This window comes from Arenibacter sp. P308M17 (genome assembly GCF_003426735.1).
Lineage (GTDB): Bacteria > Bacteroidota > Bacteroidia > Flavobacteriales > Flavobacteriaceae > Arenibacter.
Genome location: NZ_QVON01000007.1, coordinates 173,622 through 195,314 on the forward strand (window position 1 = coordinate 173,622; position 21,693 = coordinate 195,314).

The following is a 21,693-nucleotide window of genomic DNA, read 5'->3' on the forward strand; positions in this document are numbered from 1 at the left end:
TTCAATTTACTTTTTAAATATTGAATTTATATACATGTTGACTATTAAAGGAAAGTTGGGAATAGAGGATTTTTATAGTATAATTTTTAAGGAGGAATCTATTCTAATAAATAAAGACGTTTTAGCAACCGTTGAAAATAGTTTTAATTTTTTAAGCCAATTCTCCCAAAACAAAATTATTTACGGTGTAAATACAGGTTTTGGCCCAATGGCACAATACAAAATAAAGGATTCTGACCGAATTCAACTACAGTACAACCTTATAAGAAGCCACGCATCCGGCACAGGAAATCTAATTCCGGCTCAATATGTCAAGGCCGCCATGTTGGCCAGATTGAACACCTTAAGCCTGGGACATTCAGGAGTACATATTTCAGTAATCGAATTAATGACCTCCCTTATCAATAAGAACATTACCCCTGTAATTTTTGAGCACGGAGGTGTCGGGGCCAGCGGGGATTTAGTGCAACTGGCCCATATTGCCCTAGTGCTTATAGGGGAAGGGGAAGTGTTCTACGAAGGAGAAAGAAGGGCAACGGAAGAAGTTTTTAAAATTGAAAACCTAAAGCCGATTACCATAACCTTAAGAGAAGGCTTGGCGCTTATTAATGGAACTTCGGTAATGACAGGAATAGGCCTGATCAATACCATAAATACCCGAAAGTTATTGGATTGGATGATATGTTGTTCTTCTGCCATCAATGAAATAGTACAGGCCTATGACGATCATTTGTCCCTAGAACTAAATCGGTCCAAAAAACATAAGGGGCAGCAGCAGATCGCCAAATTGATGAGAGATCATTTAAAAGACAGTACCCTTACCCGAAAAAGGGAACACCATCTGTACAATGGCAACAATGAAGTGCAAATTTTTGAGGAAAAGGTTCAGGAATACTATTCCCTAAGATGCGTGCCCCAAATTTTAGGCCCCGTTCTAGATACGCTGAACAACGTGGAAAAAATTCTTATTGAAGAAGTCAATTCGGCCAATGACAACCCTATTGTGGATGTTGAAAAAGAACATGTTTACCACGGTGGTAATTTTCACGGCGACTATGTTTCCCTTGAAATGGACAAGCTGAAATTAGTGGTCACCAAAATGAGCATGCTCGCAGAAAGACAATTAAATTACCTACTAAATCCAAACTTAAATAATATACTTCCCCCATTTGTCAATCTTGGTAAACTTGGTTTAAATTTTGGAATGCAGGGTGTGCAGTTTACTGCCACCTCCACCACTGCCGAAAACCAAATGTTGTCCAATCCCATGTACGTGCACAGTATCCCTAACAACAACGACAATCAGGACATTGTTAGCATGGGAACCAACGCAGCCAATATTACCAAAAAAGTAATCGAAAATACTTTCGAGATCCTTGCCATAGAAACGATCACTATTGTTCAGGCCATTGAATATTTGAAAGTACAGGATAAAATATCATCAAAAACAAGAAAAATGTATGATGATATTAGAAATTTGGTTCCCCCTATCTCTGACAAAGACGTTCCCATGTATCCTTATATAAATAAGGTCAAAAATTTTATTCTAAATTTTGAAGAAGAAACTTACTCTTATGGACAGCTTAATTAAATAATGGCATTGAAGCGCTTATTTATATAAAATAATCCATAATTTAATAGTGACATTGTTTATTATTTAACAAACACCAAGTACCAACTTGGCAATTATTCAATATGAACGTTTTAATTTTAACAAAAATCTCAAATGAAAGCAAAAATTACATTTTCAGTGGCACTTTTTCTAGTTTTTGGCATTTTTTACTCCCACTCCCAAGAATATGCCCTGGTCAGGGAAAATGGCCTATTTGGATATATCAATACCTCCGGGGAATTTGCGATAAAGCCCCAATTTAAAAAAGCCGACAATTTTACCAATGAGCGCGCCGCGGCCTCAATGGGCGACAAATGGGGGTACATCAATACTGCCGGGGAATGGGCAATAGAACCAGAATATGAGCATGTTAAGGAATTTAATTCCGGACTTGCCCTTGTAAACAAAGGGGACCAATGGCACTACATCAATGTTTCGGGGGAAACCTTGGAAACTCCCGTATCCGAAAAATACTATGATTTTGACAATGGGGTAGCCTTTTTTAAAAGCGGTGAAAAAATTGGGCTTTTGGGTACCGATGGAAAATTAATAGCCGAACCGGATTTTGACGAAATAAAACCTTTTATCGATGGATATGCAAAGGCAAGGAAAGGGGAGCTATGGGGAATGATCAACAAAAAGGGCGAGATCTATATCCCTATTGAGAACCAAGAAATTGGAGATTACAACAGTAAAGGTGTATGGGTTAAAAAGCAGGATGCTTTTGGTATTGTGGCCAATGGCAACTTTAACCCGGTAAAGAATGCCGATAAGATCTGGGATTTCACCGAAAAGTCAGAATTAACATATGCACGGAGCAATAAATTGATGGGGTTTATCAATAACAAGGGAGAGTGGGTCATAGCGCCTACCTATGAAAAGGCTAGGGATTTCAGTCAAGGATTGGCCCCGGTATTTATGGATAAAAACTGGGGGTATATTAATGAAAAGGGAGAAAAAGTAATAGATTTCAACTTTAAGGATGCGGAAGTGTTCTCCGCCAACGGTCTTGCTCCCGTAAAAGAAAAGAAATGGGGGTTTATAGATAAAACTGGAAAATGGGTAATACAACCCGAATATGATATCACCGCCGGATTATCGTTTTCTATCTTTCAAAAGAATTTGGAAAAAGGGTTCATTAACGGACTTGCCCGTGTAAAATACAATAAGGAATGGGGATTTCTAAATGGTAAGGGAGAGGTTTTGGGCAATAAATGGTACGAAAATGCGGAGGTATTCGATGACGTAAAAAATTAAACCACACTAACAAAATACATGGGCGAAAAAAAGAAATTTGCATTGGTAACCGGAGGGTCTAGAGGAATTGGAAAAGCCATATGCCTGCAGCTCGCACTGGATACCGAGTATACAATTCTAATCAATTACAAGGAAAATGAATCCGCAGCACAAGAAACATTAATCGAGATCGAAAAAATTGGGGGGAAGGCGGAACCCATACAATTTAATGTCGGCGATTACAAGGATGTACAAAATAAATTGGACCTATGGCATGAGACCAACAAGGACGCCATTATAGAGGTAATCGTAAACAATGCCGGAATTACCAAGGACGGCCTTTTTATGTGGATGAAACCCGAGGATTGGAACAATGTAATCAATACTAGTTTAAACGGTTTTTTCAATGTCACCAATCACTTGATCCAAAAATTATTGGTACATAAATATGGTAGGATCATTAATCTGGTTTCAGTGTCCGGTCTAAAAGGAACACCGGGGCAAGTAAATTATTCTGCCGCAAAAGGAGGAATAATAGCGGCAACAAAGGCCTTGGCCCAAGAAATAGCAAAAAGGAACATCACCGTTAATGCCGTGGCACCAGGTTTTATCAAAACAGATATGACCGATGATCTTGACGAGAAGGAGCTAAAAAAAATGATCCCTATGAACCGCTTTGGGGAAGCAGGGGAGGTAGCCCATTTGGTTTCCTTTTTGGCATCCAAAAAGTCATCGTATATTACAGGCGAGGTAATAAATATTAACGGAGGAATATATTCTTAACATTAACATTGGGAAAGATGAAGAGGGTCGTAATTACAGGTATGGGAATATACTCTTGTTTGGGGAAAAATTTAAGCGAAGTCAAAGAATCTCTTTACAAGGGAACTTCAGGAATTGTTTATGACGAAAAACGGAAGGAATTCGGATATCGCTCCTGTTTAACCGGTTTGGTAGAAGTACCGGACCTGAAAGACCTGCTTACTAGAAGGCAACGGCTAAGTATGGGAGAGGAAGGAGCCTATGCGTATGTTGCCACCTTGGAGGCGCTAAAAAATGCTGGCATATCCCAAGAATATATGGACAAGAATGAGGTTGGCGTACTCTACGGAAATGATAGCACGGCTAAATCCGTGATAGAATCCATAGATAAACTAAGGGAGAAAAAAGATACTACCCTGGTTGGTTCCGGAGCCATTTTTAAGGCCATGAACTCTTCAGTAACCATGAACCTCTCTACCATCTTCAGATTAACGGGAATCAATTTTACCGTAAGTGCCGCCTGTGCAAGTGGATCACATGCCATTGGTATTGCCTATCAATTAATTAAAAGTGGGCTTCAAGATTGTATCATTTGTGGCGGAACGCAGGAAATAAATGAATTGGCAATGGGAAGTTTTGATGGCCTTGGTGTATTTTCGGTCAACGATGCCGAACCCTGGGCCGCTTCGCGCCCTTTTGACAAAAGCAGGGACGGCCTTGTCCCCAGTGGCGGGGCGGCAACCATTATAGTTGAAAGTTATGAATCCGCAAAAAAAAGGAATGCCGTTATTTTAGGGGAAATTATTGGTTACGGGTTTTCCTCCAATGGGGACCATATCTCTACCCCAAACGTGGAGGGCCCTACATTGGCTATGAAAAAAGCTTTGGACCAAGCCCAAATAAAACCTAGTGAAATAGATTATGTCAACGCCCATGCCACCTCTACCCCTGTAGGGGATTCCAATGAAGCCAAGGCCATATTCGCCGTTTTTGGAAATAACGGCCCCTATGTAAGCTCTACGAAATCCATGACCGGCCATGAATGTTGGATGGCGGGTGCCAGTGAGATCGTTTATTCCATGTTGATGATGGAACATTCGTTCATTGCCCCCAACATAAACCTTGAAAACCCTGATGAGGATGCTGCCAAATTAAATCTTGTAAGAAAAACACTGGATAAAAAAATTGATGTATTTTTGTCCAATTCTTTTGGATTTGGAGGTACAAATTCGGCATTGCTAATAAAAAAAGTGAAAGATTAAAAATGAATAAAGAAGTAATTATTGATAAAATAAACAACTTTCTTATAGATGAGTTTGAAGTTGATGTAGATGATATTTCTCCAATGGCCAATTTAAAGAAGACCCTTGAATTGGACAGTTTGGATTTTGTTGATTTAGTAGTAGCCATCGAATCCAACTTTGGTGTTAAATTAGTTGGGGAAGATTTCATTAATGTAATTACATTGCAGGATTTTTATGATCTGATAGAGAAGAAATTAAACTAAAATTTTATTCACAAAAAATGTCAAATCAATGGAAAGGAAAGTCCAGAGGTTCTGTTTTAGGCTATAAGATTTTTGTTTTTTCCATTAGGAGGCTCGGATTGGGATCGGCCTATTTTATCCTGTATTTTGTAGCCTTTTATTTTTGCTTTTTTGCCCCCCAAAGCACTAGATCAAGCTATTATTACTTCCGTAAAAGACTTAATTACGGCACCCTAAAAACTATTGTGTCCATTTATAGAAGCTACTACGTATTTGGGCAGACCATTTTAGACAAAGTAGCAATTTCGTCTGGCCTTAGAAATAAATTCTCCTATCATTTTGATGGTATAGAAAACCTAAACGAAACCTTGGCAGATAAAAAGGGGGGGATTTTGATCAGTGCCCATTTGGGCAACTTCGAAATAGCTGAGTTTTTTCTGGACGAACTGGAAGGGAACGCCACTATCAATTTACTTACTACGGATGCCGAGCATAAGGCCATAAAGGAATACCTTGATCGATATATTAAAAAATCATCCACCAAATTTATTATCCTACGGGAAGATATGTCCCATATCTTTGAAATGAATGCCGCCTTGGCAAAAAATGAAATAATTTGCATGACAGGGGACAGGTACGCAACAACGTCCAAGTTGATGACCTCGCCAATTTTAGGTAAAGAAGCGCTGTTTCCTTCCGGCCCTTTTTTAATGGGATCCAGATTGAACGTTCCCGTCCTTTTTGTATATGTTATGAAGGAAACCAATAAACACTATCATCTTTATGCCAGAAAGGCCGATTTCAAGAAAAGGGATGCCGAAGGATTATTGGCCAGTTATATTAAGAGCATGGAATGGATTATAGAACAATATCCATTGCAGTGGTTCAACTATTATGATTTTTGGGGTGCAAAAAACTAAGTTCGGATATGTCGGTACTAAGTTTTGACCACCTTATCCAAGTTAGGCACCGATCCGAAATACATTAAAATTACATAAAAAGTCGAGTAAAAGACCTTATAGGTATTTATAAAATCTCACTATTGGAAGTATCAAAATGAATATCAACAGCTTACCTATGAAATGAGCCATAACAAATCTTGATACCAACCGATATGTTCAATGGCAAATTCCACCCACCTGTCCGCCCGTTCCGGTACGGACGGGAACGAAGAAGTCGGACAGGTCTGACCTATAAAAAACAATGAATTTGAACAAATGAAAGAAGTTCTTATAATCTATTACTCCCAATCCGGACAGTTGTTGGATATTGCCAAAAATTTGGCAACTACCATAGGTGGAGGGAATGTAAACATTACTTATTACAGGATAATTCCCGAAAATGATTATAAATTTCCCTGGAAACAGGATGATTTTTATGATGCCTTTCCTGAATCCTTCCTGCAAATACCCTGTAAAATAAAGCCCCCAAAGGCCGATATCCTCGAAAAGAAATATGACCTCATAATTCTAGGTTACCAGGTCTGGTATTTAACTCCCTCGATACCAATAAACTCCTTTCTGAAATCCGATTTTGCCAAAAAAATTCTTGATAAAACACCTGTAGTTACCGTTATAGCCTGTAGGAACATGTGGTTAATGGCACAGGAAAAAATGAAACGCCTACTTGTATCCTGTAATGCCAGCTTAGTGGGCAATATCGCCTTGGTAGACCAACATATAAATCACATAAGCGTCATTACCATAGTGCATTGGATGCTGAGAGGAAAAAAGACCAGATACCTTGGTATTTTTCCCAAACCGGGCGTTTCCGACAAGGATATAAAAGCGTCGGAAAAATTTGGGATTCCCATAAGGAAAGCACTATTGGCCAATGATTACGTCAACCTACAGGACGATTTATTAAAATTGGGCGCCGTTAAGGTAAAACCCCTGCTGATACAGACAGACATAAGGGGCAATGTATTGTTTACAAAATGGGCCAACCTTATTATAAAGAAAGGACCAGCAGCTGATCCGAAACGAAAAAAATTGCTGGTTTTGTTCAAATATTATTTGTTATTTGCAATTTGGGTGATAGCTCCAATAGTTTTTATTGTATTTTTGGCGACTTACATACCTCGGTACAATAAAATTAAAAGGGATAAAGCATACTATTCATCCGTTAGATTAAAGAACAATTAATGAAAGACGTTTACATTACCAGGATTGCCAAGTTCTTACCTAATGAACCTATTGAAAATGAACAAATGGAGGAAAAGTTGGGCATTATCAATGGTAAGAATTCCAAGGCCAGACGTATAGTCCTGCGGAACAACCAAATTAAGACCAGATATTACGCCATTGACGCTGTTGGAAACATTACCCATAACAATGCCCAACTGACCAAGGAGGCCATAGAGCTGTTATGTGATGACGATTTTACGACCAAGGACATAGAACTTCTTTCCTGTGGCACCAGTAGCCCAGATCAAATATTGCCTTCGCACGCCTCTATGGTGCACGGCTTTTTAAAAAATGGGAATTTAGAGGTCAACTCCCCATCAGGGGCCTGTTGTTCGGGTATGAATGCCCTAAAATATGGTTTCTTGGCCGTTAAGGCGGGGCAGGTATCCAATGCGGTGTGTACGGGATCGGAAAGAACCTCAACTTGGATGAAATCCGATATTTTTGAAAATGAGGTAGCACACCTTAAAGAGTTGGAGGACAACCCTATATTGGCATTTAACAAAGAATTTTTACGCTGGATGCTATCCGATGGTTCCGGTGCCGTATTACTCGAAAGTGAACCCAATGGCATCGCTCTAAAAATTGAATGGATGGAAGGGTATTCCTATGCCTTTGAAATGGAAACATGTATGTATGCCGGTGCCGATAAATTGGAAAATGGCCATTTAAAGCCTTGGAGCGAATACCCTGCCGAAGACTGGGCCAACAAATCTCTTTTTGCCATGAAACAGGACGTTAAGCTCCTGGGCGAAAACATATTGGTCAAAGGAGTGGACAGTCTAAAAATGGCTATGGCCAAGCACCACATCACTACCGCCGATTTTGACTATTATTTACCCCATATCTCTTCCTATTATTTTAAAGAGAATTTATACGAGGAATTGAAAAGACAAGGAGTGGAAATACCTTGGGAGAAATGGTTTATGAATTTAAGCAAGGTGGGCAACGTGGGTGCAGCCTCCATCTATGTAATGCTAGAGGAATTGGTAAGTTCGGGACAACTGAAAAAGGGAGATAAAATATTGTTGCACGTACCGGAAAGTGCCAGGTTTTCGTATTCCTATGCATACCTAACGGTCTGTTAAATGAATTTATTGAAACATACAATAGACGATAAAGGGCTAATTGAAAATCTGATCCCCCAAAAAGCGCCTTTTGTAATGGTGGACAAGTTGATCCACTACTCCGAAGAAAAGGTGATTGCCGGCTTTAGGCCCACACCAAACAATTTGTTCGCCTACAATAATACATTTATGGCCGCCGGATTAATTGAACATATGGCACAGTCCGTAGCCCTTCATACAGGATATCGGTATTTCCTGAAAAATGAGCCTGCCCCAACAGGTTATATCGGAGCCATTAAATCCGCAGAAATATTGGAGTTGCCAACCATAGACCAAGAACTAATAACGACGGTCACCATTCTACACGATATTTTGGGAGTTACCTTGGTAAGGATTCAGGTAAGCTGCAACGGCAAAATTATGGCGAACAGTGAAATGAAGACCGTTTTGGCAAACTAAACGTAGTGGATACAGCGCGTTCACATATCGATATACACAAATTTTTACCCCATAGGGCACCGATGCTCATGGTCACAAAAATAATTGATCTTAACGAGGATACGGTGACCACCGAATTTAAAGTAACCAAAGATTGTATCTTTGTAAATAACGATAGGTTTACCGAATCGGGGATTATAGAAAATGCCGCACAGTCATGCTCCGCAATTGTTGGGCAGGATTTCTTTGCGGCAGACGACCTTGAAGGGGCGGGCAATAGCATTATCGGTTTTATTAGTGGAATTAAAAAAGCCCATATTTTTTTATTGCCCAAAACAGGGGATATCCTAACTACAAAGGCCAATCTCCTTTCCAATTACAGTGCGGGAAATTTTAGCATCTGCACTATGGAATGCAAAATATATACGGGGAAAGAATTAGTGGCAGATTGTATTTTAAATTTCTTGATACAGGAAGTTTAGTTGCATCCGCGGATCGAATATGAAATTGTATTAATAACTTTATAGGCCAGTAAACTTTGGTATATAAATTATAATGACCCAAGGCATGAAAAAGAACGAAGTACCACAGGACAAAAGCAATCTTGAGTCGGCCAATTTTAAGGAACTGTGCTATGCCGTTGATGAAAACGGAGAGTATACCACAGAATTAAGCACGGGTTGGAGCCCCAAGACCATTGCCCTGAACAATGCCATAGAGGCCTTGAACGAGCGTATTGCCGCTTCAAAACAAAGGGTAAGGGAACTTAAGGCAAGTCCCTTGGAATACTATATGGAACTCCATAAAATGGACCTTCCCATCCTGGCGAGCTACGTGGGGATCTGGAAATGGAGGGTTAAAAGACATTTTAGGCCTGCCGTATTCAACAACCTTAACAACAAAACATTACAAAAATATGCAGATGTCTTCGAGGTTACGATCGAAGAGCTAAAACGCACCGATCTCTAAACCATGGAAATAGATTTTAAACATAAGCAGGCCGCACACTGCGAGAACGGTGTTGTAGCCAACTTAATGACGTACAATGGGTTTACGGTAAGTGAACCGATGGTTTTTGGAATAGGCTCCGGGCTCTTGTTTACCTATATCCCTTTTTTAAAAGTGAACTATGCCCCCGTGGTGTCCTATAGGGCCATGCCCGGCATAATCTTTACCCGATTCGCCACAAGGGTGGGGATTAAAATAAAACGTGAAAAATTTCGAAATCCCCAAACCGCCAAGGCCAGATTGGATGAAAACCTAAAAAGGAACAATCCGGTGGGGCTTCAGGTAGGCGTTTATAACCTGCCCTATTTCCCTGACGAATATCGCTTCCATTTTAACGCCCACAATATGGTGGTCTACGGCAAAAAGGAGGGTACTTACTTAATTAGTGATCCCGTAATGGAAACCGTTACCTCGCTTACCGAAAAAGAACTGGAAAAAGTAAGGTTTGCCAAAGGTGCCTTTGCCCCTAAGGGTCATATTTACTATCCTACGGCTTTCCCCGAAAAGTTACAGCTGGAAAAAGCCATTATTAAAGGAATAAGGCACACCTGCAGGGATATGCTGGCCCCCGTCCCCATCGTTGGGGTAAAGGGGATACGAAAAATTGCCAAACTTATTCGTAAATGGCCAAAGGCAAAGGGGATTAAAATTGCCAACCATTATTTGGGACAAATTGTGCGCATGCAGGAAGAAATAGGTACTGGAGGTGGCGGGTTCCGGTATATTTACGCCGCCTTCCTACAAGAGGTGGGAAAATTGTTGGCGAACGATCGGCTTTTGGAACTTTCCAAAGAGATGACCTTGATAGGCGACCAATGGCGCGATTTTGCGGTAGAGGCATCGCGCATATACAAAAACAGGAGCAATAATGTGGCCGTTGACCAATACGACCATGTAGCCACCCTTCTTGAAGATATCGCCAACAAAGAGGAAGTTTTTTTTAAAAAACTGAAAAAGGCAATATAAGGCAGCCCATGATTCAAATATCCCATCTATCCAAAAAATATAAAAATAACGAGGAATATTCGGTAGTAGACCTCGATCTAAAAATAGCCGAAGGGGAAATTTTTGGTCTATTGGGGCCTAACGGAGCGGGAAAAACAACCCTGATCTCCATGTTGAGTTCCTTGATAAAACCTACCTCCGGGAGTTTTTCCATCAATGGACTTACCTTCCAAAAAAATGCCAACCAACTTAAACGATCAATTGGTATAGTACCCCAGGAATATGCCCTCTACCCTACCCTTACCGCATATGAAAATTTACATTATCTGGGCAGCATGTACGGATTAAAAGGGAAACAATTAAAGGAAAAGATCCATTCCCATCTGGAAATCTTGGGGCTGAAAAAGTTTTACAACAAAAAAGTGGATACTTTTTCCGGTGGAATGAAAAGACGTGTCAACTTAATTGCCAGCATTTTGCACGGCCCCAAAGTGTTGTTCCTGGACGAACCTACGGTTGGCGTGGACGTTCAATCCAAAAATGTAATTATGGAACATTTAAAGAAATTGAACGCCCAGGGAACCACTATCATCTATACCTCCCATCATCTGAACGAAGCCGAACAATTTTGTAGCAAGGTGGCCATCATAGACCATGGCAGGATCATCATTGAAGGGGCACCTAAAGATCTAATTTCCAAATACCCGGAATCACGTAATCTAGAAGACGTCTTCCTGACCTTGACCGGAAAAGCCCTGAGAGATCATGCATAAACTTTGGGCCTCCATATATAAGGAACTACTACTCCTATTTAGGGATATTGGCGGATTGGCCATTTTATTTGTAATGCCCCTGGTCTTGGTGGTCACCATCACCATGATCCAGGATAGTACCTTTAGGTCTATCAATGACAACAAAATTCCCATTCTATGGGTGGACAATGATAAGGGAGAGGTCTCCAAAAGCATATACGATGGACTTGCAGCGTCCAAATCCTTTACTATTATCGACAAAAAATCGGACAGCGAAGCCAAAGAACTTGTTTTTAAGGGCAAGTATCAATTGGCCATTGTAATTCCGCCCAACCTTAGTTCCGGGCTGGAAAAAAAAGTAAATCTAAATGTAGAAGGCCTGCTATCCAAATTTGGTTTGGAAGAGGAAAAACCACGGTCCGAAAAAGAGGATCCGGAAAAAAAAGAGGTAATACTCTATTTTGATCCCGCCACACAAATGACCTTTAAAAACTCCATAAAGAACGGGATAGACAAGATGATCTTTAAAATAGAGACCCAAACTATCTACAAGGCTTTCCAAGCCCAAATAACGGATGATGAAACCGAGGCGATTTTTGACACCGAAAGTTTTATCACCTTTAAAGAGATTAGCCCAAGTACTGGCGAAAATGAAATAATTCCAAACTCCGTACAGCACAATGTGCCGGCATGGACCCTGTTCGCCATATTTTTCATCATTGTTCCCCTGTCCATCAATATGGTCAAGGAAAAAAGTCAAGGTACCTTTGTTCGCCTAAGGACAAACCCCGTTTCCTATCTAATAGTATTGGGAGGAAAAACAGTAGTTTACCTTGCGGTTTGTCTCATACAGTTTGGCCTGATGTTGGGAATAGGGGTTTACCTCTTGCCAACACTTGGCCTGCCCAGTCTTGAGGTCTCGGGAAAAATACCCCTATTGTTCCTTGTTGCCATATTTGCGGGACTTGCGGCCATTGGCCTTGGGTTGCTATTGGGAACGGTGGCCAGGACCCAGGAGCAATCCGCTCCCTTCGGAGCTACTTTTGTTGTTATTTTGGCCGCTTTGGGAGGGGTATGGGTGCCTGTCTTTATAATGCCTAAATTTATGCAGGCACTTTCCAATTTATCACCGATGAACTGGGGCCTAAATGCCTTTTATGATGTTTTTCTGAGAAATGTGGGCATTCTAGATGTAATCCCCGAACTTGCCCTCTTATTTCTATTTTTTGTAATAACTACCGCAATTTCCATTGCGTATAATGAAAGAAAAAATGCCGTCTAAAAACAGATCAGAGATTAGCTTCACTAGTGAAATTAGGGTTCGCTTTGCAGAAACGGACCCATTGGGCATTGTATGGCACGGTAATTATATCCAATATTTTGAAGATGGTAGGGAAGCCTTTGGCAGACACCACGGAATTGCCTATTTGGATCATAAGGCGGCAGGCTACACTACCCCCATCGTTAAATCCACTTGTGAACACAAACTTCCTTTGCGCTACGGTGATGTGGCCACGATAAAAACAATTTTTGTAGATTCCCCGGCCGCAAAAATGGTTTTTAAATACGAAATTTATGATCCCCAAAACAAATTGGTCTGTACCGGGGAGACCATACAGGTTTTTGTAGAGGACGATGGCGGTCTATCCCTGACCATGCCTACATTTTTTTTGAAATGGAAACAAAAAGTTGGATTATTGAATGAATAGTACCTATCTCTCATATAACAATATTGTTTCCTCCTTGGGCTTTGATAGTCCTACAGTGGTAAAAAATATGCATGAGGGATTATCGGGGATAACATTAATTGAGGATGAAAACCTGTTTCCCGATCCGTTTTACGCTTCGGTCATCGATTCCCATTACCTAAGTAAGGCCTTTAAAAAATTGGGCCGGAATGGTGGTTATACCCGCTTGGAGCAAATGATGATCCTATCCCTGGGCAATATCATTACCGCCTCCGGAGTTGAATTAACGGATAGGGTAGGACTCATTCTGTCCACCACCAAAGGAAATATAGACTGTCTGGATCCGAAACACCATATGCCCCCGGAAAGGGCCTATTTGGGAACTTTAGGGCATATCGTAAAGAATTACTTTGGCTTTGCCACAGAGCCTATTGTACTTTCCAATGCCTGTGTGTCCGGACTATTGGCCATTGCTGTAGGTAAAAGATTTATTTCCCAGGGAACCTTCGATCAGGTTTTTATAGTTGGGGGCGATGTTGTTTCCAATTTTATACTTTCGGGCTTCAATTCTTTCCAAGCATTGAGCCCCCTGCCCTGCAAACCCTATTGCAAGCAAAGATCCGGCATCAATATAGGAGAGGCGGCCGCTAGTGTCCTGATAACCAAGGACAACAACAATTTACCCGCAGAGGCCGTAGAAATACTGGGCGAAGCTTCCTGTAACGATGCCAATCATATTTCCGGCCCATCAAGAACAGGGGAAGGCCTTTACCGGAGTATTCTTTCGGCTTTTAAAGAAGCCAAGGTTGGCCCTAGCCATATAGATTATATTTCCGCCCATGGCACTGCAACCCAGTTCAATGATGAGATGGAGGCCATAGCCTTGAACAGACTAGGTCTGGGCTCTGTTCCATTGAACAGCCTAAAAGGTTATTTTGGACATACCCTGGGGGCATCCGGCCTTGTGGAAACCATTGTGGGCATGCACTCCCTCTACCACAACACCTTGTATTCCTCCATGGGCTTCACCGAGTTGGGAGTATCGCAACCCCTTAATATTATTACGGCTCCTACGGTCAGGAATTTAGATTGCTTCTTAAAGACAGCCTCCGGTTTTGGAGGTTGCAATACGGCAGCCGTGTTTAAAAAGCTAGGATCATGAAGACCGGACAGCTAAAAATAAAGGGATATTGCAGTATATCCAACAACAGGGTCATATTGAACGATACGTTGCTCATGGAAGACCCTGGTAGCGATTTCAGCACTTTTTTAAAACTGGCCTATAAAAAAATGGTTACGAATTATCCCAAGTTTTTTAAAATGGACGACCTCAGCAAACTTGGGTTTCTGGCCGCCGATATTTTACTTAAGCCGATGATCCGGGATTCCGAAATGTCGAAAAATATTGCCCTGGTCTTTTCAAATAGTGCTTCCAGCCTGCAAACGGACAGAAAGCACCAAGAGTCCATTACGGACAGGGAAAACTATTTTCCAAGTCCAGCTGTTTTTGTCTATACCTTGCCCAATATTTGTCTTGGGGAGATAAGTATTAAACATAGGCTATATTCTGAAAATAGTTTTTTTATCTTTAACCACTTTAATGTAGCATATCTACACGACTACGCAATGGGTTTAATTACAACCGAAAAAGCGGACGAAGTATTGTGCGGGTGGGTAAACTGTGACACAGATGACTACGAGGCATTTTTGTACCTAGTTTCTACGGAAGGAAACATTGAACATCATAAAGAAGAAATAATAAAATTGTACACAACCAAATGAGCGATTTAAAACAAGAACTTAAGGAAAAAATAATTACCCAATTAAACTTGGAGGATATTGCAATTGAGGAAATTGCAGATAATGATCCCTTGTTTGGTGATGGCCTTGGACTGGACTCCATTGACGCCTTGGAACTCATAGTAATGTTGGACAAGGATTACGGTATAAAACTTACGGACCCCAAAGAGGGGAAAAAAATATTTGAATCCATTGAAGTAATGGCAAAATATATTGCCGAGCACCGCACAAAATAATTCTATTGTATGCAATGGGCAAAGGCAGGCCTGTCAAGCCGGTGTGCAGGCATGCCCGACTACGTTCAGGCGGGGTTTTAACCTTTAAACTAGTGTTATGTTAAGGATGTTTTGTCATTTAATTTAGGTCTCGATCCCCGCCCGAACGGACCGTTCAGTACAGGCGGACGCTCGACCAGACAATCGATCGTCACTTCGAGCCCCTAGAAATTTTATTTTTCAAGCCGATAAAATGATATTATTTTAAAATTTGATTTTGAGGTACAAAACATATAGGATACCGGTAGAGTAATAATTAAAGGTTTAAGTTATAAATTAAAAGTTTCGAGGACGTCATTTCGAATGCATATGAGAAACCGAAGGTTCAGCGAAGCCAAATTGGAGATTCAGCGAAGCTAAACCGAAGGTTCATGAATACCCGTGAAATAAATATGACATGAGCTAAATCGCACATCCAGCTCCCGGCCAGTATATGCGACTTCTCGTCGTCCCGAAAAGGGACTCTGTCGAAGTGACTGCCGTTGCCGAGTTCAAATCATTGAGATTCTTAATAAAGTTGTCAATGGTAGCGGAGTCGAGAAGTCATTTCACGATTAACTTAACACTAGATAATAGAAAAATAATGTCCACAGGAGTAGCTATTACGGGAATGGGTATCATTTCGGCCATTGGAAACAATGTGGCCGAGAATTACAGTGCACTCTTAAAAAAGAGAACGGGAATATCCCATATTTCCAAAATAGACACTGTGCACAAAGGCAGTATTATGGTAGGTGAAATTGAATTCACCAACGGGGAATTGGAGGCTATATTGGGTTTAGGTCCCAACAATAATTACTCCAGAACGGCCTTATTAGGGGCCATTGCGGCCAAAGAAGCCATTGCTGATGCCAAAATAACCAATATAAAAGCTTACAGGACGGGACTTATTTCATCCACCAGTGTTGGAGGAATGGACATGACCGAAAAATTTTATTACGATTACCTGGAAAGTGGGGACAACAGAAGGTACATTGAGGGCCACCATGCCGGGGATTCAACGGAAAAAATAGCGGAACAATTGGGCTTGGACCAAAGTTTGGTCACCACCATCAGTACTGCCTGTTCCTCTGCAGCGAATGCCATTATGTTTGGGGCCAGATTAATAAAATCGGGAAAATTGGATAGGGTAATTGTTGGTGGTGCCGACTGTTTATCGAAATTCACCATTAACGGTTTTAACACCTTAATGATTCTGTCCAACACTTATAACACCCCTTTTGACGAAAATAGAAAAGGATTAAATTTAGGGGAGGCCGCAGCATATTTGGTATTGGAATCGGAATTCCTGGTAAAAAAGGAAGATAAAAAAGTGTTGGGATATGTAGTAGGCTATGGCAATGCCAACGATGCCTATCATCAAACGGCCTCTTCCGAAAACGGGGATGGTGCCACCTTGGCCATGGAGAAGGCCCTTGCCGTTGCAGGATTGGTGCCTAAGGATATTGATTATATCAATGCCCATGGGACCGCCACCGGCAATAATGATCTGTCCGAAGGACGGGCCATTATCCGTGTATTTGGCGAAGAAGTGCCAGAATTCAGCTCCACCAAAGCCTATACGGGGCATACCCTGGCCGCAGCAGGTGCAATAGAGGCGGTATATGCAGTTCTAGCGCTTCAAAACAACATTATCTATCCCAATTTAAATTTTAAAACTCCCATGAAAGAGTTTGCCCTTGTTCCAGAAACCTCCTTAAAAGAAAAAGTCTTAAATACCGTTCTGTCCAATTCCCTGGGGTTTGGAGGTAATTGTTCCACCTTGATTTTTTCAAAATAGCCTAAGAAGGAATTATTATATTTACATTTGGTCCATTTTAGCTTATTTGATATTATATTAGAATTCGGCATTCCTAACAACCAATGGAAAAAGTTTATATAAACAGTATCGGTTCCATATCTGCACAAAAAACATTTGACAACAATGATTTTTTGGAGGAAATAACACCCTATGAGGACACTGTTATTTCTGCAATAGAACCCAACTACAAGGATTTTATTCCGCCAGCGGCAGCTAGAAGAATGGCAAAAGGTATAAAAATGGGGGTGGTTGCTTCCAAAATAGCCTTGGAGGAAGCGCACCTAACGGATATAGATGCCATTATAACCGGGACGGGAATGGGATGTGTCCGGGATTCCGAAAAATTTGTAACCGCTATTTTGGACAATAATGAGCAATTCCTTACCCCTACCTCCTTTATACAATCTACCCACAATACCGTTGCGGGCCAGATAGCACTGGGTATTGGATGCAAGGGATATAATTTCACCTATGTACATAGCAGTATTTCTTTTGAATCGGCCCTTATGGATGCCTTAATGCAATTGGAGTGCAGGGAAGCGGAAAACATACTTGTTGGTGGTGTAGATGAGTCCGGGGAACACACCAACGCCATACATAAACTAATAAAACATATAAAACCGGAAAAGGTACATTCCAACAAGCTACTGCATTCCAATACCGTGGGCGCCGTATTTGGGGAAGGTGCCAATTTCTTTGTGCTGTCCAACAACAAACAAGAATTCAGCTACGCCCAGGTACTGGATGTGAAGACCTACAATACCTTGGCCAAACCGGAACTGATGGCCGTTCTTAAAGCGTTTTTAAAGGAAAATGAACTGTCGGAGGCAGATATAGATGTATTGATCAGCGGAAATAATGGGGACATTGACTACGATGATTATTATTTGGATCTTACCAATGGGCCCTTTAAAAACACCCAACAGGTTTATTACAAACATCTGAGCGGAGAATTCAACACCGCCTCCGCTTTTGGATTTTGGCTGGGAGCTAAAATTCTAAAGACCCAACATACCCCTAGTGCCATTACCCTAAATACTTTTAGGGCCAACAAAATTGAATCCATATTACTGTACAATCAGTACAGGGGTAAAAACCATAGTTTCACCCTACTTCGCCGATGTTGAAGTATCCCGTTATAAATAACATTTTTAGAGTTGCTTTTGCCGCCATTATTTTATTGGATGTATTTAAGGAAATAAGTTGGTGGCCCTATATTCTTCTTGGTGCCATATGGTTGACCATTACCATTATCGGCTCCTTCCACATCCGTTGGAATTATCATCTGCCCGCCTTGCATGGCAACAAGAACATCCCCAACAATTTGGTGGCCATTACTTTTGATGATGGCCCACATCCCAATTTTACTCCAAAAGTTCTGGAACTACTACAAAAATATAATGCCAAGGCATCTTTTTTTTGTGTAGGCCATCAAGTACACCAATTTGGTGGAATTGTCAAGAAAATAGTAGCCAACGGGCATACCATTGGCAACCATACCTACTCGCATTCCAATAAATTTGGATTTTATGGAACGCAAAAAGTAATTTTGGAGCTCCAAAGAACAAATAGGGCCATAAAGGAAACAACAGGACTTGACCCCAAAATGTACAGACCCGCCTTTGGGGTAACGAATCCAAGTATAACCAAGGCGGTCAAAAAACTTCAACTCACTACCATTGGCTGGAACATTCGGTCTTTGGACACTACCAAAAGATCAAAAAAAACAGTCCTGGAGCGGATCACCAATAAAATAAAAAAAGGCGACATTATACTCCTACATGACAGTAGCGATAAAACTGTTGAAGTATTGGAACAGTTATTGCTATTTTTAAAGCAGAACGAAATTCAATCGGTTACTGTAGACCAATTGTTAGATATTAAAGCCTATGCGTAAACTATTATTTTTAATTGTGCTGATCGCCCATACCTCCCTGCTCTTCGCTCAGGAAAGTACTATGAGCGATCCCGAAATTACTTCTTTCAAGGCCATGGTTAACAAGACATCCAAGACCATGATCACGATCCAAAGCAATTTTACGCAGTATAAGCACATGGACTTTTTGTCCAATGATATCACTACAAAGGGCAAAATGGCCTTTAAGGCTCCCGACATGGTGAAATGGGAGTATACAGACCCCTTCAAATACAGCATTATTTTTAAGGAAGACCAGTTATTGATTAACGATTCCGGGACCAAAAGCAATATGGATCTGGGAAATAATATGCTGTTTAAAAAGCTGAACCAATTAATTGTCAACAGTATAAAGGGCAACTTGTTCCAAGATTCGGACTTCACTATGAGTTACTTTAAAGATCCTAAATATTTCAAGGTCATCTTTATCCCCAAAGACGAAAAAATAAAGGCCTATATCGCCTCTTTTATTTTGTTTTTTAATAAGGAGCAGGCCGATGTTATGGAGGTCAAAATGGTGGAACCTACCAATGACTATACCAGAATTGTCTTTACCGATCGGCAAATCAATAAACCTTTGGACAATGAAGTATTTACCAATTAGCCTAACCTTCTTGCTATTTGCCTGTGCTTCCTTTCCAAAAAAGTATAATCTAGGAAGAATAGATAGTGATGTGGCAATTGCAGTCAATCCTTACTTTTCGGACATTTCAATGGATTATATCTACAAGGCCAAAATTAATTTTGGCGAGAAATCCTTTGGCGGCATATTTGTTGTAAAAAAGTTTGGACCAGAACACCATAGGGTAGTTTTCACAACTGAATTGGGCAATAAACTATTTGATTTTTCGTTCATCAAAAACGAATTCAGAATTAATTTTATACTCAGTGAAATGAATAAAAAAATTCTTATAAGCCTTCTTAAGAAGGATTTTTTTGTCCTTACCCATGAAAACGCCAACATTCTGAACCATTACCAAAAAATAGGGGACAGCACATACTTTGAGACGAAAATAGGGAATAACACTTACTTTTACTTAACAACGGATGAACGGCTACATAAAATACTGGAAACAAAAGGTAGCAAAGTGAAATCGGATTATATTTTTACAGAATTGGAAAACGACCATGCAAGGGAAATTAAAATACAGCACAAAAACATTGGATTAACTATAGATTTAAAAGCCATTTAGAAATGAAAAAGTTACTGTTTATCGGCCTTTTCCTCATCATTTCCGCTACCTTAACGGCCCAAGGCAAGTCGCAACTAGGGGTAAGATTGGGCCTAAACAACGCCAAGGTGCTAAATTCCGGTCTGGACACCAAATCCGGATTATATGCAGGATTGTTTTTAGCAGTCCGTTTTACGGATAATTATACTATGCAACCTGAAATTGTATATTCCAACCAAGGAGGCAATGCCAGCTATAGAAATGGGGGGGAAATAAATATTAATTACGTATCCATTGCCCTGGCAAATAAATTTTTTGTTTCTAAAAATCAGGGGTTCCATTTTATTCTTGGTCCAAGTCTGGACATTAATTTTGATGACAATTTTATCAACTTGATAAACGACAATGGTGACAATTTAGAGATCACACCCATTGATCTGGCCATATTTGGAGGTATTGGGTACGAGTTTGATTTTGGATTGGCATTGGAATTAAGGTATAAACAAGGATTGATAGATCTGGATTTCAATGACTCCGAAGAGTATGGGGGCAATTCGGAGGAGAATCAATTGAACAGGGTATTCCAAATTGGACTCTCCTATAAATTTAATATGTGACCATAATGTTAATGTTAATAGAAGGACTTTATACAACAGAATCTTTTTATAAAAACGAAGAAGGCATATCGGCCAAAATAAAACTGAATCCCAGGCATGAAATTTTCAAAGGCCATTTCCCCGGAAAACCCATTATGCCGGGGGTATGTATGATTCAGATCATAAAGGAATTAACAGAGAGGAGCCTGGATCAGGATTTGTTTCTATCCGTTGCCGCAAATGTAAAATTCATGGCCATTATAAACCCTGAAACGGATCCGGTTCTTTTTATAGAAATCAACCTTACTGAACTGGACGGGCTTATCAAGGTAAAAAGTACGACCATCTTCGGGGAAACAGTGGCCCTAAAACTAAGTGCAACCTTTAAAAGTATCACATAAATGAAACTTATCTGTTTTCTACTGTACGTGATTTCCATTTCTACTTTTACGCCCGATCTGGGTCAGATCCGAGAAGCTTTTAAATTGGCCTCCAACGACCGTGAAACCGCTTTGGCCTTAAGGGAGAAACTGGAAACCGTTACCAAGGAAGACAATATGGTATTGGTTGCCTACAAGGGCGCTGTTACTGCATTAACGGCAAAATATACCAAGGATAATACAGAAAGGAAAAACCTTTTCAAAAACGGGGTAGCCCTCTTGGAATTTGCGGTATCCCAAAAACCGGAAAGCATAGAAATTAGGTGCCTTAGATTAGGAATCCAGGAAAATTCTCCCAAATTTCTAAAATACCGATCCAATATTCAGGAAGACAAAACCTTCATTTTAAACCAGTACGAAAAGACAAATTCTAAAGCGGTCAAAGAATTTGTAAAATCCTATATATTACAATCCCCAGGATTTAATACTGAAGAAAAGCAACTGTTTTAACTTCAGTAATTCCTATTTTTGCATGCCATGTCCTGTATCTTTATACAAGATGGAACAACCAAAT

Annotated in this window: 26 protein-coding genes; all 26 read left to right on the forward strand. The window is 40.5% G+C overall.

What is annotated here, in order from left to right; translation table 11 throughout:
• The first annotated feature begins 34 nt into the window (after nt 1–34).
• A complete protein-coding gene (hutH, locus tag D0S24_RS16870) occupies nt 35–1,591 on the forward strand; it encodes a histidine ammonia-lyase (protein ID WP_117020995.1) in 1,557 nt (518 codons plus the stop codon).
• 135 nt (nt 1,592–1,726) lie between these two features.
• Nucleotides 1,727–2,869 (forward strand): WG repeat-containing protein, encoded by a 1,143-nt coding sequence (locus tag D0S24_RS16875; protein ID WP_117020996.1) that lies wholly within the window; start codon nt 1,727–1,729, stop codon nt 2,867–2,869.
• Between the two features lie 18 nt (nt 2,870–2,887).
• Nucleotides 2,888–3,631, forward strand: coding sequence for a 3-oxoacyl-ACP reductase FabG (gene fabG / locus D0S24_RS16880; RefSeq protein WP_117020997.1), 744 nt, complete (start codon nt 2,888–2,890; stop codon nt 3,629–3,631).
• Nucleotides 3,632–3,648: 17 nt separating this feature from the next.
• Nucleotides 3,649–4,872, forward strand: coding sequence for a beta-ketoacyl synthase (locus tag D0S24_RS16885; protein ID WP_117020998.1), 1,224 nt, complete (start codon nt 3,649–3,651; stop codon nt 4,870–4,872).
• Between the two features lie 2 nt (nt 4,873–4,874).
• Nucleotides 4,875–5,117, forward strand: coding sequence for a phosphopantetheine-binding protein (locus tag D0S24_RS16890; RefSeq protein WP_117020999.1), 243 nt, complete (start codon nt 4,875–4,877; stop codon nt 5,115–5,117).
• A gap of 17 nt (nt 5,118–5,134) precedes the next feature.
• Nucleotides 5,135–6,016 (forward strand): lipid A biosynthesis acyltransferase, encoded by an 882-nt coding sequence (locus D0S24_RS16895; RefSeq protein WP_117021000.1) that lies wholly within the window; start codon nt 5,135–5,137, stop codon nt 6,014–6,016.
• Between the two features lie 297 nt (nt 6,017–6,313).
• Nucleotides 6,314–7,240, forward strand: a complete 927-nt coding sequence (locus D0S24_RS16900) for a flavodoxin (RefSeq protein ID WP_117021001.1) — start codon at nt 6,314–6,316, stop codon at nt 7,238–7,240.
• Nucleotides 7,240–8,370: a beta-ketoacyl-ACP synthase III gene (locus tag D0S24_RS16905; RefSeq protein WP_117021002.1), complete on the forward strand. Its 1,131-nt coding sequence runs from the start codon at nt 7,240–7,242 to the stop codon at nt 8,368–8,370. The genes D0S24_RS16900 and D0S24_RS16905 overlap by 1 nt, the downstream gene beginning before the upstream one ends.
• The gene (locus D0S24_RS16910) at nt 8,371–8,808 is read left to right on the forward strand and encodes a hypothetical protein (RefSeq protein ID WP_117021003.1); all 438 of its coding nucleotides are present in this window, start codon (nt 8,371–8,373) and stop codon (nt 8,806–8,808) included.
• A gap of 5 nt (nt 8,809–8,813) precedes the next feature.
• On the forward strand, nt 8,814–9,269 hold the full coding sequence (locus D0S24_RS16915; RefSeq protein WP_251795814.1) for an ABC transporter permease: 456 nt from the start codon (nt 8,814–8,816) through the stop codon (nt 9,267–9,269).
• Between the two features lie 85 nt (nt 9,270–9,354).
• Nucleotides 9,355–9,756 carry a hypothetical protein gene (locus D0S24_RS16920; RefSeq protein WP_117021077.1) on the forward strand — a complete coding sequence of 134 codons (402 nt, stop codon included), beginning with the start codon at nt 9,355–9,357 and terminating at the stop codon, nt 9,754–9,756.
• 3 nt (nt 9,757–9,759) lie between these two features.
• The gene (locus tag D0S24_RS16925; protein ID WP_117021005.1) at nt 9,760–10,761 is read left to right on the forward strand and encodes a BtrH N-terminal domain-containing protein; all 1,002 of its coding nucleotides are present in this window, start codon (nt 9,760–9,762) and stop codon (nt 10,759–10,761) included.
• An 8-nt stretch (nt 10,762–10,769) separates the two neighbouring features.
• Nucleotides 10,770–11,513, forward strand: a complete 744-nt coding sequence (locus tag D0S24_RS16930) for an ABC transporter ATP-binding protein (protein WP_117021006.1) — start codon at nt 10,770–10,772, stop codon at nt 11,511–11,513.
• Nucleotides 11,506–12,774: an ABC transporter permease gene (locus D0S24_RS16935; protein WP_117021007.1), complete on the forward strand. Its 1,269-nt coding sequence runs from the start codon at nt 11,506–11,508 to the stop codon at nt 12,772–12,774. Before D0S24_RS16930 ends, D0S24_RS16935 begins: the two co-directional genes overlap by 8 nt.
• Entirely contained in the window at nt 12,752–13,201 is a 450-nt protein-coding gene (locus D0S24_RS16940) for a thioesterase family protein (RefSeq protein ID WP_117021008.1), read from the forward strand. Before D0S24_RS16935 ends, D0S24_RS16940 begins: the two co-directional genes overlap by 23 nt.
• Nucleotides 13,194–14,342, forward strand: a complete 1,149-nt coding sequence (locus D0S24_RS16945; protein WP_117021009.1) for a beta-ketoacyl synthase — start codon at nt 13,194–13,196, stop codon at nt 14,340–14,342. Before D0S24_RS16940 ends, D0S24_RS16945 begins: the two co-directional genes overlap by 8 nt.
• Nucleotides 14,339–14,962 carry a 3-oxoacyl-ACP synthase gene (locus D0S24_RS16950; RefSeq protein ID WP_117021010.1) on the forward strand — a complete coding sequence of 208 codons (624 nt, stop codon included), beginning with the start codon at nt 14,339–14,341 and terminating at the stop codon, nt 14,960–14,962. Before D0S24_RS16945 ends, D0S24_RS16950 begins: the two co-directional genes overlap by 4 nt.
• Entirely contained in the window at nt 14,959–15,216 is a 258-nt protein-coding gene (locus D0S24_RS16955; protein WP_117021011.1) for a phosphopantetheine-binding protein, read from the forward strand. Before D0S24_RS16950 ends, D0S24_RS16955 begins: the two co-directional genes overlap by 4 nt.
• 622 nt (nt 15,217–15,838) lie before the next feature.
• Nucleotides 15,839–17,035: a beta-ketoacyl synthase gene (locus D0S24_RS16960; protein WP_117021012.1), complete on the forward strand. Its 1,197-nt coding sequence runs from the start codon at nt 15,839–15,841 to the stop codon at nt 17,033–17,035.
• A gap of 83 nt (nt 17,036–17,118) precedes the next feature.
• Entirely contained in the window at nt 17,119–18,183 is a 1,065-nt protein-coding gene (locus D0S24_RS16965) for a beta-ketoacyl synthase N-terminal-like domain-containing protein (protein ID WP_117021013.1), read from the forward strand.
• On the forward strand, nt 18,177–18,953 hold the full coding sequence (locus tag D0S24_RS16970; RefSeq protein ID WP_117021014.1) for a polysaccharide deacetylase family protein: 777 nt from the start codon (nt 18,177–18,179) through the stop codon (nt 18,951–18,953). Before D0S24_RS16965 ends, D0S24_RS16970 begins: the two co-directional genes overlap by 7 nt.
• Entirely contained in the window at nt 18,946–19,575 is a 630-nt protein-coding gene (locus D0S24_RS16975) for an outer membrane lipoprotein carrier protein LolA (protein ID WP_117021015.1), read from the forward strand. Before D0S24_RS16970 ends, D0S24_RS16975 begins: the two co-directional genes overlap by 8 nt.
• Nucleotides 19,556–20,164 carry a hypothetical protein gene (locus D0S24_RS16980; protein WP_117021016.1) on the forward strand — a complete coding sequence of 203 codons (609 nt, stop codon included), beginning with the start codon at nt 19,556–19,558 and terminating at the stop codon, nt 20,162–20,164. The genes D0S24_RS16975 and D0S24_RS16980 overlap by 20 nt, the downstream gene beginning before the upstream one ends.
• A gap of 2 nt (nt 20,165–20,166) precedes the next feature.
• Nucleotides 20,167–20,760, forward strand: coding sequence for a porin family protein (locus D0S24_RS16985; protein WP_117021017.1), 594 nt, complete (start codon nt 20,167–20,169; stop codon nt 20,758–20,760).
• A 5-nt stretch (nt 20,761–20,765) separates the two neighbouring features.
• Nucleotides 20,766–21,140, forward strand: a complete 375-nt coding sequence (locus tag D0S24_RS16990; protein ID WP_309545105.1) for a 3-hydroxyacyl-ACP dehydratase — start codon at nt 20,766–20,768, stop codon at nt 21,138–21,140.
• Nucleotides 21,141–21,629, forward strand: coding sequence for a hypothetical protein (locus D0S24_RS16995; RefSeq protein WP_117021019.1), 489 nt, complete (start codon nt 21,141–21,143; stop codon nt 21,627–21,629). It begins immediately after the preceding gene.
• Nucleotides 21,630–21,693 lie beyond the last annotated feature (64 nt).

Bases quoted from the DNA above. Each gene is read 5' to 3' on its own strand.
- D0S24_RS16940 (WP_117021008.1), top strand. From the start codon at position 12,752: ATGAAAGAAAAAATGCCGTCTAAAAACAGATCAGAGATTAGCTTCACT.
- D0S24_RS16920 (WP_117021077.1), top strand. From the start codon at position 9,355: ATGAAAAAGAACGAAGTACCACAGGACAAAAGCAATCTTGAGTCGGCC.
- D0S24_RS16960 (WP_117021012.1), top strand. From the start codon at position 15,839: ATGTCCACAGGAGTAGCTATTACGGGAATGGGTATCATTTCGGCCATT.
- fabG (WP_117020997.1), top strand. From the start codon at position 2,888: ATGGGCGAAAAAAAGAAATTTGCATTGGTAACCGGAGGGTCTAGAGGA.
- D0S24_RS16985 (WP_117021017.1), top strand. From the start codon at position 20,167: ATGAAAAAGTTACTGTTTATCGGCCTTTTCCTCATCATTTCCGCTACC.
- D0S24_RS16975 (WP_117021015.1), top strand. From the start codon at position 18,946: ATGCGTAAACTATTATTTTTAATTGTGCTGATCGCCCATACCTCCCTG.
- D0S24_RS16945 (WP_117021009.1), top strand. From the start codon at position 13,194: ATGAATAGTACCTATCTCTCATATAACAATATTGTTTCCTCCTTGGGC.
- D0S24_RS16935 (WP_117021007.1), top strand. From the start codon at position 11,506: ATGCATAAACTTTGGGCCTCCATATATAAGGAACTACTACTCCTATTT.
- D0S24_RS16995 (WP_117021019.1), top strand. From the start codon at position 21,141: ATGAAACTTATCTGTTTTCTACTGTACGTGATTTCCATTTCTACTTTT.
- D0S24_RS16875 (WP_117020996.1), top strand. From the start codon at position 1,727: ATGAAAGCAAAAATTACATTTTCAGTGGCACTTTTTCTAGTTTTTGGC.
- D0S24_RS16910 (WP_117021003.1), top strand. From the start codon at position 8,371: ATGAATTTATTGAAACATACAATAGACGATAAAGGGCTAATTGAAAAT.
- D0S24_RS16900 (WP_117021001.1), top strand. From the start codon at position 6,314: ATGAAAGAAGTTCTTATAATCTATTACTCCCAATCCGGACAGTTGTTG.
- D0S24_RS16955 (WP_117021011.1), top strand. From the start codon at position 14,959: ATGAGCGATTTAAAACAAGAACTTAAGGAAAAAATAATTACCCAATTA.
- D0S24_RS16905 (WP_117021002.1), top strand. From the start codon at position 7,240: ATGAAAGACGTTTACATTACCAGGATTGCCAAGTTCTTACCTAATGAA.
- D0S24_RS16925 (WP_117021005.1), top strand. From the start codon at position 9,760: ATGGAAATAGATTTTAAACATAAGCAGGCCGCACACTGCGAGAACGGT.
- D0S24_RS16895 (WP_117021000.1), top strand. From the start codon at position 5,135: ATGTCAAATCAATGGAAAGGAAAGTCCAGAGGTTCTGTTTTAGGCTAT.
- D0S24_RS16950 (WP_117021010.1), top strand. From the start codon at position 14,339: ATGAAGACCGGACAGCTAAAAATAAAGGGATATTGCAGTATATCCAAC.
- D0S24_RS16965 (WP_117021013.1), top strand. From the start codon at position 17,119: ATGGAAAAAGTTTATATAAACAGTATCGGTTCCATATCTGCACAAAAA.
- D0S24_RS16970 (WP_117021014.1), top strand. From the start codon at position 18,177: ATGTTGAAGTATCCCGTTATAAATAACATTTTTAGAGTTGCTTTTGCC.
- D0S24_RS16980 (WP_117021016.1), top strand. From the start codon at position 19,556: ATGAAGTATTTACCAATTAGCCTAACCTTCTTGCTATTTGCCTGTGCT.
- D0S24_RS16885 (WP_117020998.1), top strand. From the start codon at position 3,649: ATGAAGAGGGTCGTAATTACAGGTATGGGAATATACTCTTGTTTGGGG.
- D0S24_RS16990 (WP_309545105.1), top strand. From the start codon at position 20,766: ATGTTAATGTTAATAGAAGGACTTTATACAACAGAATCTTTTTATAAA.
- D0S24_RS16930 (WP_117021006.1), top strand. From the start codon at position 10,770: ATGATTCAAATATCCCATCTATCCAAAAAATATAAAAATAACGAGGAA.
- D0S24_RS16890 (WP_117020999.1), top strand. From the start codon at position 4,875: ATGAATAAAGAAGTAATTATTGATAAAATAAACAACTTTCTTATAGAT.
- hutH (WP_117020995.1), top strand. From the start codon at position 35: ATGTTGACTATTAAAGGAAAGTTGGGAATAGAGGATTTTTATAGTATA.